This window comes from Sporolactobacillus terrae DSM 11697 (assembly GCF_000648615.1).
GTDB classification, from domain to species: domain Bacteria; phylum Bacillota; class Bacilli; order Bacillales; family Sporolactobacillaceae; genus Sporolactobacillus; species Sporolactobacillus terrae.
Genome location: NZ_JFZC01000032.1, coordinates 1 through 22,306 on the forward strand (window position 1 = coordinate 1; position 22,306 = coordinate 22,306).

The window sequence follows — 22,306 nt, forward strand, 5'->3', positions numbered from 1 at the left end:
GGCGTCTCGCACCTCCGCTTTGTTTCTCGGCCAAGACACTGGGCTATTGGTTTGAAGACAGGTCAAAATCATATACTTTCTTATCCTGCATTGAAAAACCAAGCTGTGCTTGGTCCTTTATCTCCAGCCATGTGTGATGGACTCGTGTCTTTTCGGTGCTGAATCATCGCTTCGATTACTCGCTGGCACGCATCAACTAGGCGCGATCCCGCAGGCGCCAGAGCATCTCCGCTTTGATTCTTGGGCAAGACACGGGTCTATTGGCTTGAAAACAGGGCAAAATCATGTACTTTCTTTACCTGTAAAAAAACGAGGAAAAGCGCTGTGCATTTCCCTCGTTTTGCTTACCGTTATTCTATTCAGCAGCTGTCTTTCTTTGACTAGGCAGCGGTTTATTTTTCAAGATTACCGAGTTCAGCCATGGCATCGGCATAGATCTCCGATGCAACGAACAAATCTTCAACGCGCACATGCTCATCCACTTCATGACCCGTGTATGGATAGTTCGGCATGCAGGCACCGAATGCGACGCCGGCATCCAAGTATTGCGCGTACGTACCGCCGCCACTGGTCAACAATTCGACGTTATTCAATCCCATATGTTTTTCATAAACCGTTTTGAGAATCTGAACGGCAGGATGTTTCGGATCCATGTAGAGCGGGTCACTCGTGCCAAGCTCGCTGATCGACAAACCAAGCTTTTCAACCGATTCTCTTAGCGTCGCACTCAATTCGCTCAAAGACGCTTTGATTGGACAGCGAATATCGAGTGAAACCGTACCGCCCTCTGCACTGAACCGAACGACACCGACATTGACCGTCAAATCACCGGAAACATCATCATGGAACTTGATGCCAAGACGTTCACCTGCAAAATCATTGTACAGTGTGTCCGCCAGCAGATCAATAAAGCCTTGTTCAGTCGGAATAAGCGGCAGATCCTTCAATGCTTTTGCGAGCAAGAAAGCGGCGTTAACACCACCGGACGGTACAGACCCATGGTAGGATTTTCCTTTAGCGGTCAGCTTAATGCCTTCCTCTATTCTTTCCACAGCAAATGGAATATTCTTCGCGGTTAATTCGGCTTGTGCTTTTTCAGACCACTTTTCTGCCTCAGGGCCAGAAAGTACAGCGTAAGCATGGTCGGGTACCATGTTAATCCGTTCACCAGAATAGAAGGCGGCCAGATGAACCGGCGCATCACCTGCTTGCTGAGGCAGCTTGATCCAAGCACGAATCTGTCCTTTTTCGGCGAAGATCAGCGGAAATTCCGCATCCGGTGCAAAACCGAACAGCGACATCGGTTCCAGCTCGTTGTATTTTTCCATACATTCGCAGCCGCTCTCCTCATCCGATCCGATCACAAGACGGATGCGATGTTTCACCGGCACGGCGGCATCTTTCAACGCCTTCAGCGCATAATAAGCAGCCATTGTCGGCCCCTTGTCGTCAATCGCGCCTCGTGCATACAACGTACCGTCCTCGACATATGCAGTAAAAGGATCATGAGACCATTTACCGGTAGCAGGCACGACATCGACGTGCCCCAGCACCGCAATATAATCCTCAGCATCTTCCGGACCGTATTCAATATAGCCGGCATAACCTTGCAGCAACTTCGTGCGGAAACCATCGCGTTTACCAAATTCCAGTACCTTCTCCAGCGCCGCCAACGGCCCCGGTCCAAATGGTGCGCCTTCCTTTGCCTGACTTGCATCCTTCGTGCTCGGGATCGCAATCAGCGTCGCAAGATCGGCCAAAAACGATTCTTTATTTGCACGAACATTGATTTCGTTCATCATCCAACCTTCCTTTTTCGATAAAATTATGTATCCACGCACAATCCAATTGGATTATGGAAGCAAACGTCCTATACATTAAGCATTCTAGCACAAAAACGATTGGTTAGGAAAAAGGAGCGTGATTCAATAAATTTGCCGATTACACGCTGCGTTTTACCTTGCTTGTTACATTACAGAGCATGTTACGCAATCGTCTTATTTTGCAGTGTGACTCCATTAGGATCTGTTGCAATTTTTAAGCTGATATGATTTATTACTGCTCGAGTAATTGTTGTTTTGTCTCCAAAAATTGGCACGATCTCAGACATATCTTTCTTAAATAGTTTGATAAAGAACTGCTGGAAATCTTTCGATGTGGTGCTTATGTCTAATTCATGAATGCTAATTGGGCTATCTTCTGATTCCACGACATCATGGTTGGTCTGCAATTCAATTCGAAAACCATAGGGAGTTCCAATAAAAGTTCTTCTTTCATTGACCTGAATATTTCGATGCATTTGCTTGGCACTGTCAATGATTTTTCGACGATCATCATCCGACACTAAAAAGCCAATATGATCAAATCTTACTTTTTTACCAAAACCGAATGTGATGTTTATTGCACCCTTTTTCATTTCAATAATTCGAAAAAGTATAGGCTTATTTCTGAAATCCTCCCACGTTTGTGGCGGATTAAACGATTGAAATTCATTTTGATATCTCCCAATTCTTTGAGATACATGAAAACCATTCGCTTTATAAAATTCTTCAGTTTCTTCAATAAAAGGTGTCCAAAAATGATAGTGAAACAGCATAGAAGCATCACCTTTTTCGATTAATACTACTTTAATCACGTCTTATTTTGAAGAAATCTGCTTTGCTCATCTTCTGTCAACTATACACTGGTACAGAGGAGTATACTAAATTTCTTTTAGATAAACGTTAATCCATGATGATTTCTGAGTCAAAAAAACGTTCTTGAAATTCTACCAATGCCATGATTTGTTGTTTGCTGTACCTATGCGTTTTATTTGTCACGACCTTTTTATCATCATCATCATTTTTTCTATGGACGATTGCGATAACCGTTTGATAGAGGTTCAAATTCACCGATCCCATAAGCATCTCTTTCTTCACCATCAGCTGAAAGGGTACTCGATACATAGCCATAATTTATTGGATCGTAAAGATGCTCGTGCTCAGGATGCATTGAACACATGGGGCGATCAGTAATCACATTTACTGTCTGGAATAGATAACTCTGATGGTTCACTGGATCGCCTTCTAATGGCTCCAATGTAATGGTCGTTTGATATAAAAAGGTAAGATCGTCTTCATATTACCTTTTGCCGAATTGATCTGCATTTGCGTTAAAAACATACTCGTCATCAAATTTGCTCCACTTAAATCGGCATCGCGCAAGTCGGCACCAATAAAATCGACAGCTCTTAAATCTGCATGGCGTAAATCCGCAGCAATTAAATAAGCACCTCTAAAATGAAATGCGCGTAAGTCCTTGCCGCTTAATTGTTTGCCTATCCAGTCGCTTCCTCCATGATCATACTCCTCATAACTTTTCGGGGTAGGCAGTTTTTCAATGTAATTTGCTCGAACTGATGCACTTATTTTTGTGAGCAATTCGTTTAAAGGGGCTCTGAGCTTGACCAGATCAAGAGATAACAAGTATTCAGCCTCACATTTGGTTATATCCCGCAACTTTTTTAATTGACTGCACAATTTATCGGTCAAAGCATGCGGTAGATCATACGATAGCGCCTCAACTGTATATGCGATCATTTCATGGATTTGCTCCATAACAGGAAAGACTTGGAACATGATTGTGCCAAGCTTAGGATGATCGCGCCAGTTTTGCCCTTTAAACGTGATTTGTGAGACAAATTGTCCAGCCCCCAAGCAATCGTAGACCGTACAGCCTTTAAAGCCTTTCTCGCGTAAGTTCCTATGAATACGGCACGCATAATTCGATTGCAGGTGATCACACGGAGTTCCTGCCGCCTTATTAATGGGAAAATCGCTTGATACAATCATATTCAGTGCCGTGCAGCAGAGTCCAAAGCATTTGGAACAATCCGCAGTCAAACGTTTTCTTGAATTTTGAGCTGTTTCGTGATTCATCTTAATCCCCTCTGCATCATTTCTAATTGGTGTCGGTTTGCATAACTTTTGATACAAAATTAAGAGATGATTCCAAAAAGGTTTGCGGGATCTCACCTGGATCGCGACTTCGGCAGCATGTTCATCATTAAAGCTTCCTCATGCTCAGCTTAAGAAAAAAGCGTCTCAAAGCCAATGATGGACCTTTAAGACGCCTTCTTAATTTTTATGATTAACCGCGCACTTGGGCGCAGCTCGCTTCGATTTCTTCCCAGGTCAGCAGTTTACGGTCAATGTCTTCCTCAATCAGCTGACTGCCGATTTGTACTTCGATCAACTCAAGCGCTTCATCTGCTTTGATTGCATGCAACGTTTCCGCCGTGACAATCACAACATCACCCGGTTTAATCGAACGGATGACGCCGTTTTCCGCATAGCGGCCGCTGCCTTTAATAATCGTCCAAACTTCCTTGCGCATACGGTGGCAATGATAGCTCAGGTTGGCGCCTTCCGTGATCTTGATCTTCTTGGTCAGCACTTCTTCATTGTTGGCCGAGTAGCGTGTGTAGTCAAGCACTCGGTAGGAGCCCCATTTGCGTTCTTCGTACATTGGACGCTGCTGGAAACCCTTCATTACTTCTTTGATGCGTGGGCTTTGTTCCTTGTCCGAAACCAGAATACCATCCGGGCTGACGGCAACGATCGTATTCGACACGCCAAGTACAGTGACCGGAATATCCAGTTCGTTGATCAAATGAGTATTGGCTGAATCGTCGCTGACGATCCCATTGCCGATTTGCTTGGTTGCCATTTCTTCGGTCAACGTGTTCCAAGTGCCGAGGTCTTTCCAAAAGCCGTCATACGGTAGTGCAACAATATTTTTTGCCTTTTCAACGACCGCATAGTCAAAGCTTATTTTCGGCAGCTTGGCGAATTGCTGCGCCAATTCTTCATAGTTCAGCGGCAGACCGAGTGATTCCAGAATTGAGATGACATAGTTGAGCCGGAAGGCAAACACGCCGCAGTTCCAAAGTGCCGATTTGCGAATCAACTGTTTCGCCTGTTCGGTATCCGGTTTTTCCGTGAAATGATCCACTTTAATGTAGCCTTTATTTTCACTCGTCTCTGGCACAATATAGCCGTATTTTTCCGATGGATACGTCGGTTTCACGCCCATCAGTGCCAAATCTGCTTTTGTTTCGCCAAGCAGTTTTTCCAAATCAAGAATGCGTTTAAAGAAGGCGGTGTCCACGTAAGGATCGACAGGAAGCACGGCAACCGCATCATCCAGGGATGCATTGGTCATCGTGTACAGGTAGGAAGCTGCGAGGGCAATGGCCGGGAAGGTATCGCGCCGTTCCGGTTCGACGATCAGCGGTACCTCCTTTCCAAGCTGACTCTCCAGCATCTCCACCTGACCTTTTCCGGTCGCGATCACTGTCGACTCGCCGAGACCGACTTCATTCAACTGTCCGAAGACCCGCTGCACCATTGAAGACAAATGTTTTTCCTGATCTTCAAGCACACGCAGAAACTGTTTCGAGCGTGCATCATTTGACAGTGGCCATAATCGCTTTCCTGAACCGCCGGATAATAAAACCAAACGCATCATTATCTCTCCTCTAGTTTTCTCATTTATAGTACAATGACCCCCGAAATGAGAAAATCATTTTAGTCGATGTTACGAATCCCCTTGATGTCCTGTTTAGGGGTGAAGGAACCCTTTTCCTTTTATTATGCCACGAAAAGGAAATGCCGATCAATACCGCTCAGCCGATTCGCCTAGTTTCTTGATTCCGCCGACCGTTTTGCGAGGTAAACGCCGGTTAAGCTGCGCGGATTTTCAGCGATTTGCTGCGGTGTGCCCTCAGCGATAATTGTCCCGCCATTCGGTCCGCCGCCGGGACCAAGATCGATCACATAATCGCAATTGGCAATCAAATCAGGATCGTGATCGATCAAGATCACGGTTGAATCGTCAGCCATCAAACGATCCAAGACATCAAGCAGCGTCTCGATATTGTACGCATGCAGACCGGTCGACGGTTCATCAAGCACATAAAGCGTTCCGGAACGATGCCGTTTCAGCTCGCCGGCAAGCCGCAGGCGCTGCGCTTCGCCACCTGAAAGTGCAGGCGTCGCTTCACCAAGCCGCAAATAGCCAAGCCCAACTTCCTGAAGCAGCCGCAGTACATCTGCAAGTTTGGGCTGATCGATAAAAAAGTTTACTGCCTCATCAACGTTCATCGCTAAAACATCGGCAATCGATTTTCCTTTATAGTGGATGGACAAGGCTTCCGGTTGGTAGCGCGTTCCTTTGCATTGCGGACAGCGCACACGCTGCTCCGGCAAGTACTGCATGTCGAGTGTCAACTCGCCGCGTCCTTCGCATGTTTCGCAGCGCCCGCCTTTAACATTGAATGAAAAATAGCCGGCACTGTGCCGTATCTTCCTTTTTTCAGATACCTTAGCAAACAGCGTGCGGATATCGTCAAAAATACCGCTGTATGTTGCTGGCGTTGAGCGCGCATTGCGTCCGATCGGTGCCGCATCGACCAGTAAAAGCCGTTTGATTGACTCGGCGCCGGTTAAGCGGGCAAGATGTGCCGGCAGCTCTTTTCTCGTCAGTCCGGCACGGATAGCCGGGACGAGACTCTCTTGAACAAGTGCGGTTTTACCTGCACCGGAAACACCGGTCACAGCAGTCATGCGATGCAGCGGGAACTTGGCCGACAGATGATGCAGGTTGTGCAGATTCTTGACGGTCATATGCAGAAATGCTTGGTCTTCGGCTAGGGACCTCTGCTGCCTGCCCTGAACAGTGCGTCTTCGTGATAAAAAGGCGCCGGTCAGCGAATCGGGCATGGCGGCAACCTCCGCCGGCGTTCCTTCAGCGACTACATGTCCGCCGCATTCACCGGCACCAGGACCCATTTCAATCATATAATCGGCGCTGCGAATGAGCGCAAGATTATGATCAACAACAACGAGGCTGTTGCCATTGGCCACCATCCGACGCATGATCCGCTGCAGTCCGGCGACATTGGCCGGATGCAGACCAACGGATGGTTCATCCAACACATACAGAATGCCTGTTGAACGGCTTTTCGCCATGCCAAGCAGTTCTAAACGCTGCCGTTCACCTGTTGACAGCGTATTGCCCGCACGATCGAGGGTTAGGTAGCCGATACCTAGCTCATGAATGGGTGCTAGCTCAAGGCACATCTGTGTCGCGAGTTTTTCTGCAATCGGTTGAAGTTCTGCATCAAGTTTTTTCGGTAATCGATCAGCAAATTGAGCAAGCTCATCAATCGTGAACGCAGCTGCTTCAGAAATTGATCGGCCAAGCAAGCGGGTTTGAAGCGCTTCTGAACGCAGCCTTGTGCCATGGCACTGTTCACACGGACGCACACTCAAGAATTTTTTCATTCGTGCATAACGCGTCTGATTTTTATCGCCGGTCAGCGCCTGACGAACGGCTTCGACCGCATTCGCATAGGCGAACTCGATCGGATATTCTTCGCCCGTCTGCCGATTGTGGAAGATCAGCGGCCGCTTCGTCGATTTGCCGCACAGCACAATTTCCTGCTCTTCTTTACTCAAATCCTTCCATGGAACATCCGTACGCACGCCCAATTGACGAACTAAGCGCACGGTGTAGCCGCGGCCGGCCGCTCTCCAAGATGCTACTGTCCCTTGGTCGATCGTCTTGTTTGGATCAGAAATCACGCGTGACGGATCGGCTTCGGCACGCTCCCCGAGTCCACCGCAAGCCGGGCATGCTCCAAGCGCCGAGTTGAAGGCAAAGGTTTCGGCTGCAGGCAGCGGAAAGGCGGCGCCGCAGATCGGACATGTGCAGGTTTCATTTAAAATTGCCGCGAGCGTCGGTGGAATTGGATGTCCGTTTGGGCAGCGATGCGTCCCCAGCCGGGAAAACATCAGCCGTAGCAAATTATAAATTTCCGTAACCGTTCCCACCGTACTGCGCCGTCCCAGCTTTGGCGGCCGCTGCCGCAATGCCAACGCCGGTGGGAGAAAATCAATTTTTTCCGCATCTGCCTGTTCCATTTGATGCAGTTTGCGGCGCGTGAAAGCGGACAATCCTTCGAGGTAACGGCGGCTGCCTTCTGCATAGAGCACGCCCATCGCTAGAGAAGACTTTCCTGATCCGGACAGCCCGGCAATCGCCACCTGCTTCCGTAGCGGAATATGCAGCGTCACGTCTTTCAAGTTGTGCGTCCGTGCATGATAAATGTCGATCGTTTGTGGTACATGTTCCATAGGCTTATTCATCACGAGCGACAGGCACATCCCCTGTCGCCTCCCCTCCTCTCGAGTCAACGATTCTTTCTCTATTATACCTTACTTTCCGCAGGGCTCCTTTGACTGCGACCAACAGAGGCACTCCGCAGGCGCCTCGCACTCTCGTACTTCCGCAGGATGCGGTGACTTCCGCATTGCATACAGGACGTATGCGTACTTAGCGGAAGTTCCTTTATTTAGCAGAAGTTCCTTTATTTAGCAGAAGTTCCACTTTTATGACGCTAATCGTCGTACCCGCTAGGCAAAACGATAGACTTTCTCTACCTGCAAAAAAAAGCGCGCCAAACGATTCGGCGCGCTTCAAAAATTCAAATCCGTTATTTATTTTTCACCGTTCCATGAGCTGCTCGCTTCCAAGCTTCCAACGAATGGCGGGCGGCCGCCCAATCCTTTCCCTGCACCGCTTGTTTCGGAATGAGTGATGAGCCGACGCCTACTGCTGCGGCACCGGCATCCAGAAATTCCGCACAATTCTCCAAGGTAATTCCGCCGGTGACCATCAGCGGAATTTCACTAAGTGGACCGCGCAGGTTGCGGATAAAATCTGGACCGAGCGTGGATCCGGGAAACACTTTTACAAGTGCAGCGCCTTGCCGATACGCGTGAAAGATTTCAGACGGACTGTACGCACCTGGAATGAACGGTACATTTTTTTCATTCATATACGCAATCACTGTCTCATCGAAGATTGGCGTGACGATAAAGTCTGCGCCGGCATCCAATGCCCGATCCACATCTGCTACGGTTTTTACCGTTCCCGCACCAACAAAAATGCTTGGCTCGTCACGTTTGATCGCATGGATGGATGCTGCTGCTTCGCTGGATTCCATCGTAATCTCTACTGTATGAAAGCCTGTCTGCGCAAGCACAGGCACGAGTGCCGAGATAAAGGCCTGCGATTTCTTTCGAAACAGAGGCACAATACGCTCCAACTGAATACACGCAATCAGTTTTTCGTTCATCATTCGTCATCTCTTCCCTAATGCTTATTTTTCCGCCAGTGCAGCATCATCCGGGCGGATCGGTCCGTCATCTGCCGAATGTCCTCTAGCGGCTTTTACAATAATCGTAAAGATCACAGCGAGACCGAGCGAAATCGACATGAAGATATAGGACGCGGAAAATCCCCCTGTAACCCCATTTAGAAAACCGACAAAATAGGCGCCGACAAAAGAACCGAGCGCGCCCATACTGTTAATCAAAGCCATTGCACCTCCGGCAACATTGCGCGGCAAAAGTTCAGGAACAATCGCAAAAAACGGTCCGTACGGAGCATACATTGCGCCGCCGGCAATTACCATGAGCGTAAAGGAAAGCCAAAAATTTGACGACCCAATTAAATACGAAGCATAGAAGGCAAGCCCGCCGACGAGCAAGAATGGCCAAACAAACCGTTTCCGCATCTGCAAACGATCAGAAAAAAAGGACGCAACGACCATGAGCACGGCTGCCAGAAGATAAGGTGCAGATGAGAGCCAGCCGGTTTCAACGATGCTGATGTTCGGCGCTGATTTAATGATCGACGGCAACCACATGACAAAGCCGTAGACACCAATACTCCAAAAAAAGTATTGCAAACACAGGAAAATCACCGACTTCTGCTTAAACGCTTCACGATAATTAGGAACCGATTTTAACTTTTTCTGTTCATCGGCCAATGCCTGATTGAGTGCTTGTTTCTCATGATCCTTCAGCCATTTGGCTTCACTTGGCTTATCATCAACCAGCTTCCACCAGATAAACGCCCACAAAATCGACGGAAGGCCTTCAATGATGAACATCCAGCGCCAGCCGAAGCTGCTCAATAGATATCCCGATACGACCGACATCCAGAGCACCGTGATCGGATTGCCCAGAATCAAAAAGGTATTGGCTCGGGACCGCTCCTCACCGGTAAACCAATGGCTGAGAAAAACGAGCATGGCCGGCATGACCGCTGCCTCAACAATGCCAAGCAGGAAGCGGATCACAAGCAGCATATAAATGTTGGTGACAACGCCAATTAGACTCGCAAGAATCCCCCAGACGATCAGCGACCAGAAAACGAGTTTCTTGGCACTGCGTTTTTCAGCATAACTTGCGCTTGGCACTTGGAAGAAAAAGTAACCGAGAAAGAATAAAGCGCCCAGCAGCGATGACACGGCTGCGGTAATTTTCAGATCGGCCGCCATGCCTGAAGCGGCCCCGAAGCTATAGTTGGCGCGGTCAAGATAGGCAAGACTGTAGGTGATAAAGACAATTGGAATTAATCGGGCCCAACGGGTAGGTGACAAGCCATTGCTTTTCATAAGAATTGACCTCTCTTCTGATCAGTTTTCTGAAATGAACGGATTAAATGCCCGGCGTAACAATGGATCTGCCCAATCGCTCTGCATCATTCTGCACAAGCCTCTTTAGATAGCGCTTACATTAAATGGTTTAAAAAATGTCTTCCTTCATGTATCCATCAAGAAGGGAGACAATCTCTCTATGACTCCGCTTATATAAGTGGTGCTCTTTTTATCAGGAAATCACTTGGCGCTTGGCAACCGTTTTTTTGAGCAGCTCTGCCGCATTTTCAGGAGTGAATCCATATGCTTTTGTGACAATCGCTGCGGGTGCCGAAGCACCAAAACGGTCGATGGTTAAAAGTGCACCATCGCTGCCGACAAATTCATGCCAGCCGGTTGATGCAGCCATTTCGATCCCGACACGGGCAGTCGTTGCGGCGGGGAGTACTGCTTCTTTATAAGCATCCGGCTGCTCACGGAATCGCTCCCATGATGGGAGACTGACTACACGTACATGAATGCCTTCTGTTTCAAGCAGCTGCTGCGCTTCGTAAGCAAGCCCAACTTCAGAACCGGTTGCAATCAGGATTCCGGCCGGTTTGCCGCCCTTTGCTTCACTGACAACATACCCGCCGCGGCGTACCCCTTCATCGGCGCCGTCAACCTCGCCATCCAGTGTCGGCACGTTTTGACGGGTCAGTACGAGAACTGTTGGACGGTTGCGGCTTTCCAGCGCGATTTTCCACGCTTCGCGTACTTCATTGCCGTCGGCCGGCCGCAAAACGTTCAGGTTCGGAATCGCCCGCAAACCGGCAAGCTGTTCAATCGGCTCATGGGTCGGACCGTCTTCCCCGACGGCGATTGAATCATGGGTAAAGACGAAGATTGACGGAAGCCCCATCAATGCAGCGAGTCGAATCGCCGGTTTCGCATAGTCTGAGAACGTGAAGAAGGTTGGGCCAAACGGAATGACGCCGCCATGCAGTGCCAGTCCGTTCACTGCGGCACTCATCGCAAATTCACGAACGCCGAACCAGATATTGCGTCCTTCATAAGCGCCGGGCAGGAACTCGCCGCCCTCTTTAATTGTGGTTTTCGTTGAGGAAGCCAGATCAGCAGCACCGCCAAACAGGTTCGGGACGGTTTTTGCCAACGCGTTGATGACTTCTCCAGAGGTTTGCCGCGTCGCTTTTTTCGTTCCGGACGCGTATTGCGGAAGTGCATCTGCATAATCAGCGGCAAGTTCACCTTTGATCGCTGCCTTAAGCTGATTGGCGAGTTGCGGATAGGCTTCAGCGTAAGCATCAATCCTCTTTTTCCAAGCTGCTTCAGCTTTTGCTTGCTCTTCATTTAGCTGTTTGAAATGTACCCGAACCGCTTCCGGAACGTAGAACGGTTCGTGATTCCAGCCGTAGGCTTTTTTTGTTTCTGCTGTTTCCTCGGCGCCGAGCGGATTGCCGTGGACTTTATTGGTACCCGCCAAATGCGGCGAACCATAGCCGATCGTTGTGCGCACCTCAATCAATGTCGGCCGTGCACTGTCGGCGGTCGCTTGATCAAGCGCCGTCTGAACAGCTTCGACATCGTTGCCGTCTTCAACAAGCAACGTTTGCCAACCGTACGCTTCGAAACGCTGGCGCACATTTTCGCTGAACGACATGTTCAGTTTGCCATCAAGCGAAATATTATTCGAATCATAGAGCAGCACCAGCTTACCCAGTTTGAGTCGGCCGGCCAGCGAAGCCGCTTCCGAAGCAACCCCTTCCATCAAGTCGCCGTCGCCGCAGAGTGCGTATGTGTAATGATCAATCACCGCAAATCCGTCGCGATTGTACGTCGCTGCCAAATGAGCTTCAGCCATCGCCATTCCGACGGCCATCGCAATCCCTTGCCCAAGCGGTCCCGTCGTCGCTTCAACACCAACCGTATGCCCGTACTCCGGATGACCCGGCGTCCGGCTGCCCCATTGGCGGAACCTCTTCAGCTCATCCAGTGGAAGTCCGTAGTTGAATACATGCAGCAGACTGTAGAGGAGCATTGAGCCGTGGCCGGCGGAAAGCACGAAACGGTCGCGGTTGAACCATTTCGGATCGGCAGGATTGTGCTTCAGTTTCTTTGCCCACAACGTATAAGCCATCGGCGCTGCGCCCATCGGCAACCCCGGGTGACCGGAGTTTGCCTTGTCAATGGCATCAATGGATAATGTGCGAATCGTATCGATGGACAATTGCTCAATTTCTGTTGTCATAGCAAGCACTCCTTCTTTTTGCTTCTCTTATTTAGAAACCGATTCTGAAGTTTCTTTATCCGTTAAAATCGTATAACCGAGTGTTTGAATATCCGTGTTGAACCCTTTCACCGTATCCAGAGAAACCTGTTCCAGCGGTTTACCGACTTTTTTCAGTTTGCTAATGATTTCCGGCGTGCAAGTAATGATGTCGACACCGAGGCGATCGGCTTCGTAAACATTGAACAGTTCACGCGAGCTGGCCCAGAGCAGGTTTGCACCTTTTTTCGTGCGGCAGATGTCAACCGACTGCTTCATGTATGGAATCGGGTCACGGCCGGTATCGGCGATACGCCCGGCAAAAACTGAGACAATATTGTCGACATCCGGGTTCAACGCAGCAACTGTCTCCTCAACCTGTTTGATGGTCAGAATCGCCGTAACATTTAGCGAGTAGCCTTTGTCCTGCAGTTTTTCAATCAGCGGAATTGAGGATTCGCCTTTGGTGTTGGTAATCGGAATCTTGATGTAGACGTTCTTGCCGAATGTGTGAATTTTTTCGGCTTCCTTTTCCATCGTTTCAAAATCATCGGCGAACACTTCAAAAGAGAGCGGCAAATCCGGGATTTTTTCCACAACCTTTTTTGCGAAGGCAACATAATCTGCGACTCCTGCTTTTTTCATCAGGCTTGGGTTGGTTGTAAATCCACTCACAAATCCTGATTTGTAAGCAGCAAGCATATCCTCCAGTTTTGCCCCGTCTGCGTAAATTTTCACATTGAGTTGATCCATTCTAAATTCCTCCTTATTGGTTTTAAGCTTTATCGATTGCGTTGCTCATTCAACGTTGGTATGCATTTTCGCAGCATCCGCTTCACTCGTATGATCGCGGCGGCTGAGCTTGAGGCACAAGGCATCAAGTGTAATGTGTACGGCCTGATCGAATAGTGAACTGAGCAGTTGCACCGACTTTTTGTTTTTGTCGCCTTTGGTTGCGCCGGGAATCACAAGGGTACAATCAGCAAGTTCGGCAAGGGGTGAATCTATTTTACTGGTCGCTGCAATCACCGTCAGTCCTTGTTCTTTTGCCGCGCGCGTGTCATTCACAACATTTTTGGTCTTGCCTGATCCAGAAACAGCGAAATAAACATCGCCCGCCGCGATTGACGGGGTGACCGTCTCGCCAATGACATGGGATGAGTAGCCAATGTGCATCAAGCGCATCGCAAATCCCTTGGCCTGAAAGCCGCTTCTGCCTGAACCGTCGACGAAAATACGTGTATCTTTTTGGATCAGCGCCATTGCTGCGTCTAAATCCGCTTCATCGACTTGACCAATCACGTCTTCAATTTCCTTTAAAATCACATCGAATACTTGCATGTCTCCTGCATCACCTTTCTGAATTGTTTTGCTGCAGAAACGGGATCATCTTTCTTCACAATGCCAGAGCCAACGATCACAATTTCCGGATTGGCTTCTGCCATACCGGCAAGTGTTTCTAAATTAATGCCGCCGGCAATCGCGACCCGTTGAATCATAGGAAACGCTTTCTTAAATGCGAGTACCTCTTGATTCGGATCGACACTAGCCCCTTGATCGACCGATGTATGCAGGCAATAGATCGCATTGGGAAAATGAACCATTTGTGCCACTTTCTCAGGCCTGCATTCCAAAAGATCAATCATCATTTCTGTTCCGCTTGCTTCTGCAACGTCGTAACACGTTTGCAAAGTTGCTACCGAAGAAGCGCCCATGACGGTCAAAAGATCAGCCTTGTGCTTGTAGCCTTGGCGGAATTCATATGCCCCTTCGTCAATGGTCTTGGCATCACCGAGCAATTTTGCTGCGCCGGCAGCTGGTTTCAATCTTTCGAGCGCCTGAAATCCGTAGTCTTTAATTAAAGAAGTGCCCGCCTCGATAATGTCCGCGTAGGGTGCCAGCTTCCGGGTCAGCAGTTCCGCCTGCTCGAGTGACACACGATCAATTGCAATTTGCAGTTTCATTCCTGTCACCACTTTCCTTAATCGAAATCAGATTGCCTGCAATCCGTCATTTGCTTGGTTTTCCAGAGTTTGGAATGCCGTCTGTTTAATAAACGCGGCAAGCTGCTCCCGGCTCGGCAAGGCCTCATTGTCGCTGATGTGCTGCACCTGAATGGCACCGATCGCATTGGCGCGTTCCAGGATTTTTTTATCCGGTAGCGCTTCCAAAAGTCCGGTGATGACTCCAACCGCGAATCCGTCTCCTGCACCGACCGTATCCACAACGTGATCGACTCGGAATGAAGGAACGAGTGTTTCCGCAACTTGGCCGTCCGGCTGCTGTCGTTTGCAATACGCTCCGGTGCTGCCGAGCTTAATAATGACCGTTTTTGCGCCGTTACTGAGGTAAAAGTCAGCAATTGCTTCGCGCTTCGTCCTTCCAGTCAAACGTTTGCCTTCGCGGAATCCCGGCAAAACAACATCGCACCGTCCAGCCAGCTGGTTGATGCGCTTGACCATCGTTGCTTCATCGCTCCATAGCGTCGGACGCAAGTTAGGATCAAAGGTAATTAAAAGATGATTTTCGCGGGCTTTTTCAATCAGTTTCAACGTTGCGTCAAAGGTTTCTGCGCTTAGTGCCGGGAAAATGCCCGTTAAATGAAGCAGCTTTGCACCGCTGAAATCAAAGCGCTCGATACTCTCAGCGTTGAGACGTGATGCTGCCGATCCCTTACGGAAATAAACCACCTCCGGATCATCCACCTCCGTTTTGCTTTTCAGTTGGAACCCGGTCGGATGATCCCCCGATATGGCAACAGCCTCGGTTTCAATCCCTTCTCGCTCAAGAAACTGGCGTATATAAGCACCGAACGGATCATGACCGACTTCGCTAATCAGAGAAACTTGGTGGCCCAAACGCGTGACACCAACCGACACATTCACTTCGGCTCCGGCAATATAGCGTGTGAAATGCTGCACATTTTTCAGATCACCTGCCGCATCTGCAACAAACATAATCATGGGTTCGCCAATTGTGATCACTTCGCTCATGAGTTTGCACCCTCTTTCCGTTCGCTCAAGACCGTTCTGATTTTCACGAGTTCATCCTTCAATTCGTCGCGTGTGTCGATCGGATACTCAAGGACAACCGGGACATCGTCCGGACATTCGGCCAATACCTTTTTCCAATCAATCGCACCTTGCCCAAGCAATACGGTGTGCAGCCCGCCCTTCGTCGCAACATCCTTCAGATGAAAAATCGTTGCCACATTTCCGACACGACGTGCTGCCTCAAATGGATCGATGCCTTGCCAAAGCCAGTTTCCTGAGTCAAACGTATACCCGATCAAACTGTCTTTCAAGCTTTCTAGGGCAGCGCTTACAAATTTCAGCTGGCCATTTTCCTCGGTTTGATCATTTTCAATCGTAATCTGAACCGAGTAGTTGCAGATCAATCGTTCCAACTGTTCACATTGTGCTTCATTGATTTCGCCCGGTTCGCCAATATTAAGTTTGGCACTTTCAGCATGAAGCAGGGCAGCTTCTTTTAAATAATCTTCTAAATGATCCGAACAGGTTCCGTTGACGAACAATTTTTCAGGTATCGAATAGAACACGCGCAATCCTGTTCGCTCCGCTTCCTGACCGCATCGCTTCAATTCTTTCCAATTTAATGAACCGTTTTCAAAAAAGTATTCACGTCGCACTTCAATTCCGGAAACACCAAGCGCCTTTGCAGTCTGAAAGAGCTCGGATTGACGCTTCTTCTTCGCTTGCAAATCCTTCTGAAAAATCAATGTGTTCAAAAACAGCGCTCTCATTGAAATACACCCCTTTCTCTATGTGTATCGATTAACTAAAACGGTTACATTCATTTCCAAATAAAGCGTTATCATTCGGTAGACCCGCGAATCAGTAAATTGGCCGGCAGTTCAAACAGCTCCGGGCGGCCCGTTCGTTTTCCTTCAAGACGGTCAATCAGTAATTCAGCCGCTTTGGTTCCCATGCCATATGGATCTTGCTGAATTACTGTGATTCCTGGCCGAATCAGCTCACCCCAGCCCCAGTCATCGTAACCGTAAATGCCGATCTCAGCGGGGATGCTCCAACGCAACTGGTAGAGCAGCTGCAGCAAGAGCAGCAGTACCTGACCATTTACCGCAAACAGTGCCATTTTCTCATTTTGATTGGTGCGTTTCAGTTTAATCAGCTGTTCCTTAATGGCAAGGGTGTTGGCGCGATCAATGGTCAGAAGAATGTGCTCTTGCGGCAAGTGTTTCGCGCGCAAAGCATCCTCCACTGCTTTTTTTCGTTGTGAGCGTGTGCTGATACTATCTATATTCTCCGTGACAAAATAAATACGCGAATAATTGTTTTGAATTAAATAGTTGGTCGCCTGATAAGTAACGTCATAGTTGTTGGATGTGACCGAATCAAACAGAAAGTGTTCAATCTGGCGATCAATGAGTACGATTGGAAGCCTACTTTCTTTTAATTTGGTATAGATCGGACTCGTATAACCGGTCGGATTAATCAGAAGCGCATCGACATTGTGATCGATCAGTGACCGAATGCCGTCATCTTCACTCTTCTGACTATTGTCCGTATTCAGGATCAGCATATGATAGTGACGCGCTTTGCATACATCATTAACGCCTTTCATCATCATTGAAGAAAACGGATTTTCAATATCGGCAACCACAACGCCGATCAGATTCGTTTTCTTTGATTTCAGTCCGCGTGCAATGTTGCTCGGCCGATAGTTCAATTCCCCAATCACGTGCTTGATTTTCTTTCTTGTTTTCAATGACATATACTCATATTTTTTATTAAGGTATCGGGAAACCGTGGTGGTTGAAACCCCTGCTTTCTCTGCCACCATCGCTATTGTCGCATGCTTTGACGTTTCATCTGGCTCCATCACGATTCCTCCGCTTCTCTCAATCGCTCTTCCATTCGTTATTGCTCTTATTATAGCCGTTGCCTTTAACGGGTCAAGCGGTTCATCCTTTTAATGCAGCCGGGAGAGGAGACGGTTCATCCTCCTTCTGCGCATCCAATTGTTTCTCAGTTATATTTTTTCGAAGCAGCCCAATCATCAGTGCAGTGACAACAACGCCTGTTAAAATGGCGAGAAGGTACAGCACTTGCTGCGTCAATCCGCCCTGAACGACTGGAAGAACGAACAACCCGCCGTGCGGCGCAGGAAGTGCGATATGGAACGCCATCGTCATCGCACCGGTAATTGCCGAACCAACAATTGACGACGGAATGATTCGGAAAACGTCTTTAGCCGCAACTGGCATCGCGCTTTCGGTAATGAAACTTGCACCAAGTAAGAAATAGGTTTTCCCTTGGTCACGGTCCTCAGCATCAAATTTCTTTTTAAAAAGGACCGTGGCAAGACCGATGCCAATCGGTGGAACCAGTCCGCCGGCCATAATCGCTGCCATTGGATAATAGTTGCCGGCACTGATCATCGCAAGTCCGAAAGTGTAGGCAGCTTTGTTAATCGGACCGCCAAGATCAACAGCCATCATCGCCCCAAGGATCAGGCCAAGAATCTCAAGGCTCGATCCTTGGAAACTGCTGAGGCAAGCGACAAGCCAGTTATTGAACACGCTCATCGGATAGGCAACGACCTCATACATCACCACACCGGTGAAAAGGACACTGACAACCGGGTAAAGCAGGACATTGCGCAAATTCACGAGACCTTTCGGGAACTTGCGGCACAGTTGATTTAACAGCCGGATAAAATATCCGGATAGATAACCGGCCAGAATGCCGCCGAAAAATCCGCTGCCCGTACTTGCAGCAATCAATCCGCCGATCATCCCCGGCGCCAGCGCCAGTGTTCCCGAAATCCCATAGGCAATAAATCCGGCAAGAATCGGAACCATCAGTGCAAAGCCATTGCCGTGACCAATTGCATACAGAAGCGCTGCAATCGGATTATAGGAAGGATCTTTAATATCCGCTGCGTTGACGCCAAACATAAAGGATACGGCCATGAGAATTCCGCCGCCGACTACAAAGGGAATCATGTGGCGGATGCCATTCATCAGACTGTCGTAGAGTTCATGAGGAAATCCATTTTGCTCTCGCGGTTCTCCATTCACCATTCATCACTCCCTTTCTTTGTTAATCGATTAACTAAATCGGTTTAGTTTTTGATTTTAACCTTTCTGACAGTTTCCATTGTAAGCGGTTGCTTTTATTTACGCAACCCCTTACAAGCATTATTTTTCATTATTTTCTGTGAAATTAATTTCCTATATCCAGCTTATTCTTGCAAAACTTATTTCCCGGAAAGGTATGCCCTGCATTTCACGATGTATAAAATTACAGCGCTGCATTTTTTGGCTTCTATTGCGTGCGTCCGAACAACTCGGATCGTTTCATCTTTTTCAACTTTTTTCAAAAAATCCTTGCATTATTTATCCATTCTGGTTATAATATTTCTTGTTCTGATTCATTACCCCATGGCCAAGCGGTAAGGCAACGGATTCTGATTCCGTGATGCTCTGGTTCGAATCCAGATGGGGTAATTCGATAAAAGAGAGATCGCATAGCGATCTCTCTTTTTGTTGATTATCGTATCCCTCTTGTAAGAGCGCTAGAACCACTCATTCTTTAATCTTCGACAATCACTTTTTCTGCTTTATTGAGTTTTGCTTGATTTCTCTTATATACCCAATTCGTCACAATGGGCGTTAAAATGGCGCTGATGATCACCGATGCAGCAATTTGTGGTGTCGCAATCGAAGCCACACTCGCTAAACCAGGATCTACATTCACCATTGCAGCAGGCGTAGCGACTGCACTTGCCGCTGTACTGTTAATTGCTGCTCCAGCAACACCGCTGCCACCGGTCACCTTGTCTGACAGGATTCCGAAAGCGCCTCCAATAAATACTACGATAAGTCCCAAAAGAATGCCGGATAAACCGCCTTCAACTAATTGTGCAAAATTCATATTCGCACCAAGCACAAATCCCAAAATGATAATGATCGGTGTGACTCCGGCCGTTAGATGCTTTTTTAAAAAAGAACTTGAATTAGCAAGCAGCATGCCAATAAACAGAGGAAGAATTGAACCGATAATCGCCCAAAATGGAATTGATGCCTGGCCGTTTGCATTCAACGCAATCATGGTAACTGTAGGGCCAACTGAAATCGTTGTCATTGCCACGGCCCCACGATCGATTTCATCGCCGTAAGTCGCTGTAATTCCCGAGTACAGTGCATTATTGGCAACCGACATCGCGCCAATAATTGCGATTGAAGACAACCCTAGAAAATTATTATTAAAAAATGCAGCAACCGCAAGGCCCAACAATACGGCAATCGCTATTTTCACCGATATGATGACACCCCCGCGAAAAAGAGCCCTTGGCGCCTTGCCAAAGGATAACGTCGCACCGATAAAAAACATAAAGACCCCGACAAGCGGTGCTGTCCCATCAATAATGGCTGTTGTGAATCCGCCGATGTGTAAAATTTGCGGAAACAGTGAATTGATGGTGCAGCCGATAAACATAGGAATAACAATGGTGTCGCCAGGTATTTTAATCTTCTTCATCGAGTTCATAATCTGCATGTCCATCCCTCCCCCAATTCATCAATAAATCAGCCGTCCAGTACGATTCCCCCATCGACATCGCCGACTTCTCCATTAACAAAGCTTGCCAGATTGGATGCGAAAAAAAGAATCATTTGTGCAATTTCTACCGGCTCTGCTCTTCGTCCAAGCGGAATCATTGAGATTACTTTCTGTTTCTTTTCCGCATCTTCCGACAATGCTGTGGTCATGGTTGTATTCGTATAAGAAGGGCACACGGCGTTGCAGTGGATGTTGTACTTGCCACCTTCTTTGGCAACGGCCTTAGTCAGTCCGTTTACCCCTGCTTTGCTGGACGCATAAGCAGCAGTTCCCAATAAACCGCCACCAATTTTTCCTGCCACGGATGAAACGTTCACAATTCTTCCCCCTTTATTTTTAATAAAGTGAGGGAAAAGGGCATGGATGGTTGTAAATGTACCTGTTAAATTAATCTGAATGACTTTTTGCCACTCTGCATCATCAAGATCGACAAACTTTTTCGTGCTGACAATACCTGCGCAGTTGACCAGTACGTCAATTCGCTTATAGTCCTTAAGAATAGTGGCAATAACCTCTCGAATTGTTTCAGGAGCGCTTAAATCCATTTTGTAGAACGCTACCTTTTCGCCAAGTTCGGTTACAGTTTGCTTCGCGGCAGCTTCATTGATGTCAACGATAATTACCCGTCCGCCCCCGTTAACAATTCCTTTAACGACTTCTTTGCCAATTCCTTGAGCTCCACCTGTAACGATTGCGACTTCATTTGTAAATTTCATGATCAATTCCTCCTATTTGTGAAATAATTCACTTAAAAGTGCACACTTATTGTGAATTTTTTCACTTAATGATGCGTTAATTACGTGAATGGATTCGCTATATGGAATGCCCCCATAAAAGCGCTTCCATACTTTTATCATAAATTCCCATAAATAGATTGTCAAGCCATTTTCTGCTTCATTTGTTCATTTATACATGTTGCGATTTTGAGCAAATATATCGCACAAAACACGCACTACTCTGCTGTGTGACGCTCCTTCACTTGCCCGTGAAACACATAAGAATCTTACGCTTTTCCATCATCCTCCGCTCATCATTTCGCAGCAGCTACCTTTCTAATGAAACCCGCTAAAGTTGAATTTTAGTCGTCCAACTTTAGCGAATCGGTTTAAGAAACGCTAAGGGATAATCCGGCGCTTTCTCCATATCTAAGAGTGCCGATTTCAAACTGATTTAGTCGTTTTTATTCGGCTGCACGTTAGGGTCGGCGCAGGCACCTTTAACACCAAACAGCCCTCGGTAAAACATGATGTCCAATTCATGGTCAATTGCCTGTAACGATTGCGGCGTCATTTTGAACTTGTCCATGTGGTGAGGATTGCGAAAGTATTGAAAGAACATGTCGATGTAAATAAAAACCGCCTTATCGCTTAGATCATCGGCAATATAACCATCCTCACGGCCACGTGAAACAAAGCGCTTCCAAAAATCACTTTGACTATCAAAGAGATGATTAATTTCATGATTATCTTGATACATTTTGACCATGAGATCCATCATTTTCCCACTCACACTTCGCTGCGCTTGATTGGAAAAGAGCTGCATACGTTGAAGGATTTCCGGAAAGGTTAGTGACGGGTTGTTCAGATCATCCATAAAGTGATCGCGGTACTTGGTAAGCAGCCGTACGACAACAGCCTTTAACAGTTCATCTTTGCTTGCAAAATAGCTGTAAAGCGTTGCTGATGAAATGCCAATCGTTCGCGCTAATTCACGCATCTTTATTGCTTCTGGGTCCGCGTCTAGATACATGTTGGCGGCAGCCTCAAGAATACGCTCGCGCATCATGTCCTTTCGTTCACTTCGCTTCATTGCACATCCACGCTTTCATGCTCGTTTTTTCTTTATTCATTTTAAGAAATAATGTTTATTTTGTCAAAAAAGGTAAAACATTGTTGACTTTTTGTTTTAGTTTTTTTATATTTAAATATGTATTATAAAATGAAG

At 47.6% G+C, this 22,306-nt stretch carries 19 protein-coding genes and 1 tRNA gene; 1 reads left to right on the forward strand and 19 read right to left on the reverse strand.

Features of this window, described 5'->3' with window-relative positions:
* Positions 1-392: 392 nt before the first annotated feature.
* The 16 genes from pepV to AA84_RS17130 form a co-directional block, all read right to left on the reverse strand.
* On the reverse strand, positions 393-1,799 hold the full coding sequence (pepV, locus tag AA84_RS0105155; protein WP_028976324.1) for a dipeptidase PepV: 1,407 nt from the start codon (positions 1,797-1,799) through the stop codon (positions 393-395).
* Between the two features lie 185 nt (positions 1,800-1,984).
* Entirely contained in the window at positions 1,985-2,596 is a 612-nt protein-coding gene (locus AA84_RS0105160) for a hypothetical protein (RefSeq protein ID WP_028976325.1), read from the reverse strand.
* Positions 2,597-2,723: 127 nt separating this feature from the next.
* Positions 2,724-2,951, reverse strand: a complete 228-nt coding sequence (locus AA84_RS17125) for a hypothetical protein (protein ID WP_197737497.1) — start codon at positions 2,949-2,951, stop codon at positions 2,724-2,726.
* 114 nt (positions 2,952-3,065) lie between these two features.
* Positions 3,066-3,917, reverse strand: coding sequence for a pentapeptide repeat-containing protein (locus AA84_RS0105170; protein WP_028976326.1), 852 nt, complete (start codon positions 3,915-3,917; stop codon positions 3,066-3,068).
* A 211-nt stretch (positions 3,918-4,128) separates the two neighbouring features.
* The gene (locus AA84_RS0105175) at positions 4,129-5,505 is read right to left on the reverse strand and encodes a sugar phosphate nucleotidyltransferase (RefSeq protein ID WP_028976327.1); all 1,377 of its coding nucleotides are present in this window, start codon (positions 5,503-5,505) and stop codon (positions 4,129-4,131) included.
* A 173-nt stretch (positions 5,506-5,678) separates the two neighbouring features.
* A complete protein-coding gene (locus AA84_RS0105180; RefSeq protein ID WP_223362455.1) occupies positions 5,679-8,207 on the reverse strand; it encodes an excinuclease ABC subunit UvrA in 2,529 nt (842 codons plus the stop codon).
* 329 nt (positions 8,208-8,536) lie between these two features.
* On the reverse strand, positions 8,537-9,184 hold the full coding sequence (locus AA84_RS0105185; protein ID WP_051577815.1) for a bifunctional 4-hydroxy-2-oxoglutarate aldolase/2-dehydro-3-deoxy-phosphogluconate aldolase: 648 nt from the start codon (positions 9,182-9,184) through the stop codon (positions 8,537-8,539).
* A gap of 21 nt (positions 9,185-9,205) precedes the next feature.
* The gene (locus tag AA84_RS0105190; RefSeq protein ID WP_028976330.1) at positions 9,206-10,507 is read right to left on the reverse strand and encodes an MFS transporter; all 1,302 of its coding nucleotides are present in this window, start codon (positions 10,505-10,507) and stop codon (positions 9,206-9,208) included.
* Positions 10,508-10,721: 214 nt separating this feature from the next.
* Complete coding sequence (gene tkt, locus AA84_RS0105195; RefSeq protein ID WP_028976331.1) at positions 10,722-12,737, reverse strand: transketolase; 2,016 nt, start codon at positions 12,735-12,737, stop codon at positions 10,722-10,724.
* Positions 12,738-12,764: 27 nt separating this feature from the next.
* On the reverse strand, positions 12,765-13,508 hold the full coding sequence (locus tag AA84_RS0105200; RefSeq protein WP_028976332.1) for a transaldolase: 744 nt from the start codon (positions 13,506-13,508) through the stop codon (positions 12,765-12,767).
* A 45-nt stretch (positions 13,509-13,553) separates the two neighbouring features.
* Positions 13,554-14,096: a 6-phospho-3-hexuloisomerase gene (gene hxlB, locus AA84_RS0105205; protein ID WP_028976333.1), complete on the reverse strand. Its 543-nt coding sequence runs from the start codon at positions 14,094-14,096 to the stop codon at positions 13,554-13,556.
* The gene (locus AA84_RS0105210; protein WP_028976334.1) at positions 14,078-14,719 is read right to left on the reverse strand and encodes an orotidine 5'-phosphate decarboxylase / HUMPS family protein; all 642 of its coding nucleotides are present in this window, start codon (positions 14,717-14,719) and stop codon (positions 14,078-14,080) included. Before AA84_RS0105210 ends, hxlB begins: the two co-directional genes overlap by 19 nt.
* A gap of 27 nt (positions 14,720-14,746) precedes the next feature.
* Positions 14,747-15,748, reverse strand: a complete 1,002-nt coding sequence (locus AA84_RS0105215) for a sugar kinase (protein WP_028976335.1) — start codon at positions 15,746-15,748, stop codon at positions 14,747-14,749.
* Positions 15,745-16,518 (reverse strand): sugar phosphate isomerase/epimerase family protein, encoded by a 774-nt coding sequence (locus tag AA84_RS0105220; RefSeq protein WP_028976336.1) that lies wholly within the window; start codon positions 16,516-16,518, stop codon positions 15,745-15,747. The genes AA84_RS0105215 and AA84_RS0105220 overlap by 4 nt, the downstream gene beginning before the upstream one ends.
* A gap of 71 nt (positions 16,519-16,589) precedes the next feature.
* A complete protein-coding gene (locus AA84_RS0105225; RefSeq protein WP_037563039.1) occupies positions 16,590-17,618 on the reverse strand; it encodes a LacI family DNA-binding transcriptional regulator in 1,029 nt (342 codons plus the stop codon).
* Between the two features lie 82 nt (positions 17,619-17,700).
* Positions 17,701-18,819 (reverse strand): PTS fructose transporter subunit IIC, encoded by a 1,119-nt coding sequence (locus AA84_RS17130; protein ID WP_160168696.1) that lies wholly within the window; start codon positions 18,817-18,819, stop codon positions 17,701-17,703.
* Positions 18,820-19,176: 357 nt separating this feature from the next.
* On the opposite strand from AA84_RS17130, the gene AA84_RS0105235 reads away from it, so the two are divergent.
* Positions 19,177-19,248: transfer RNA gene (locus AA84_RS0105235), tRNA-Gln, on the forward strand.
* An 85-nt stretch (positions 19,249-19,333) separates the two neighbouring features.
* On the opposite strand, the gene AA84_RS0105240 is transcribed toward AA84_RS0105235, so the two are convergent.
* The 3 genes from AA84_RS0105240 to AA84_RS0105250 form a co-directional block, all read right to left on the reverse strand.
* Positions 19,334-20,299: a 2-keto-3-deoxygluconate permease gene (locus AA84_RS0105240; protein WP_152540347.1), complete on the reverse strand. Its 966-nt coding sequence runs from the start codon at positions 20,297-20,299 to the stop codon at positions 19,334-19,336.
* 29 nt (positions 20,300-20,328) lie between these two features.
* Complete coding sequence (locus tag AA84_RS0105245) at positions 20,329-21,078, reverse strand: SDR family NAD(P)-dependent oxidoreductase (RefSeq protein WP_028976339.1); 750 nt, start codon at positions 21,076-21,078, stop codon at positions 20,329-20,331.
* Positions 21,079-21,532: 454 nt separating this feature from the next.
* Positions 21,533-22,171, reverse strand: coding sequence for a TetR/AcrR family transcriptional regulator (locus AA84_RS0105250; protein WP_028976340.1), 639 nt, complete (start codon positions 22,169-22,171; stop codon positions 21,533-21,535).
* Between the last annotated feature and the right edge of the window lie 135 nt (positions 22,172-22,306).

What these genes read in the sequence shown, in the direction of transcription:
- pepV (WP_028976324.1), bottom strand. Translation starts at nt 1,799, where the DNA reads ATGAACGAAATCAATGTTCGTGCAAATAAAGAATCGTTTTTGGCCGAT.
- AA84_RS0105160 (WP_028976325.1), bottom strand. Translation starts at nt 2,596, where the DNA reads ATGCTGTTTCACTATCATTTTTGGACACCTTTTATTGAAGAAACTGAA.
- AA84_RS17125 (WP_197737497.1), bottom strand. Translation starts at nt 2,951, where the DNA reads ATGGCTATGTATCGAGTACCCTTTCAGCTGATGGTGAAGAAAGAGATG.
- AA84_RS0105170 (WP_028976326.1), bottom strand. Translation starts at nt 3,917, where the DNA reads ATGAATCACGAAACAGCTCAAAATTCAAGAAAACGTTTGACTGCGGAT.
- AA84_RS0105175 (WP_028976327.1), bottom strand. Translation starts at nt 5,505, where the DNA reads ATGCGTTTGGTTTTATTATCCGGCGGTTCAGGAAAGCGATTATGGCCA.
- AA84_RS0105180 (WP_223362455.1), bottom strand. Translation starts at nt 8,207, where the DNA reads ATGTGCCTGTCGCTCGTGATGAATAAGCCTATGGAACATGTACCACAA.
- AA84_RS0105185 (WP_051577815.1), bottom strand. Translation starts at nt 9,184, where the DNA reads ATGATGAACGAAAAACTGATTGCGTGTATTCAGTTGGAGCGTATTGTG.
- AA84_RS0105190 (WP_028976330.1), bottom strand. Translation starts at nt 10,507, where the DNA reads ATGAAAAGCAATGGCTTGTCACCTACCCGTTGGGCCCGATTAATTCCA.
- tkt (WP_028976331.1), bottom strand. Translation starts at nt 12,737, where the DNA reads ATGACAACAGAAATTGAGCAATTGTCCATCGATACGATTCGCACATTA.
- AA84_RS0105200 (WP_028976332.1), bottom strand. Translation starts at nt 13,508, where the DNA reads ATGGATCAACTCAATGTGAAAATTTACGCAGACGGGGCAAAACTGGAG.
- hxlB (WP_028976333.1), bottom strand. Translation starts at nt 14,096, where the DNA reads ATGCAAGTATTCGATGTGATTTTAAAGGAAATTGAAGACGTGATTGGT.
- AA84_RS0105210 (WP_028976334.1), bottom strand. Translation starts at nt 14,719, where the DNA reads ATGAAACTGCAAATTGCAATTGATCGTGTGTCACTCGAGCAGGCGGAA.
- AA84_RS0105215 (WP_028976335.1), bottom strand. Translation starts at nt 15,748, where the DNA reads ATGAGCGAAGTGATCACAATTGGCGAACCCATGATTATGTTTGTTGCA.
- AA84_RS0105220 (WP_028976336.1), bottom strand. Translation starts at nt 16,518, where the DNA reads ATGAGAGCGCTGTTTTTGAACACATTGATTTTTCAGAAGGATTTGCAA.
- AA84_RS0105225 (WP_037563039.1), bottom strand. Translation starts at nt 17,618, where the DNA reads ATGGAGCCAGATGAAACGTCAAAGCATGCGACAATAGCGATGGTGGCA.
- AA84_RS0105240 (WP_152540347.1), bottom strand. Translation starts at nt 20,299, where the DNA reads ATGCAGATTATGAACTCGATGAAGAAGATTAAAATACCTGGCGACACC.
- AA84_RS0105245 (WP_028976339.1), bottom strand. Translation starts at nt 21,078, where the DNA reads ATGAAATTTACAAATGAAGTCGCAATCGTTACAGGTGGAGCTCAAGGA.
- AA84_RS0105250 (WP_028976340.1), bottom strand. Translation starts at nt 22,171, where the DNA reads ATGAAGCGAAGTGAACGAAAGGACATGATGCGCGAGCGTATTCTTGAG.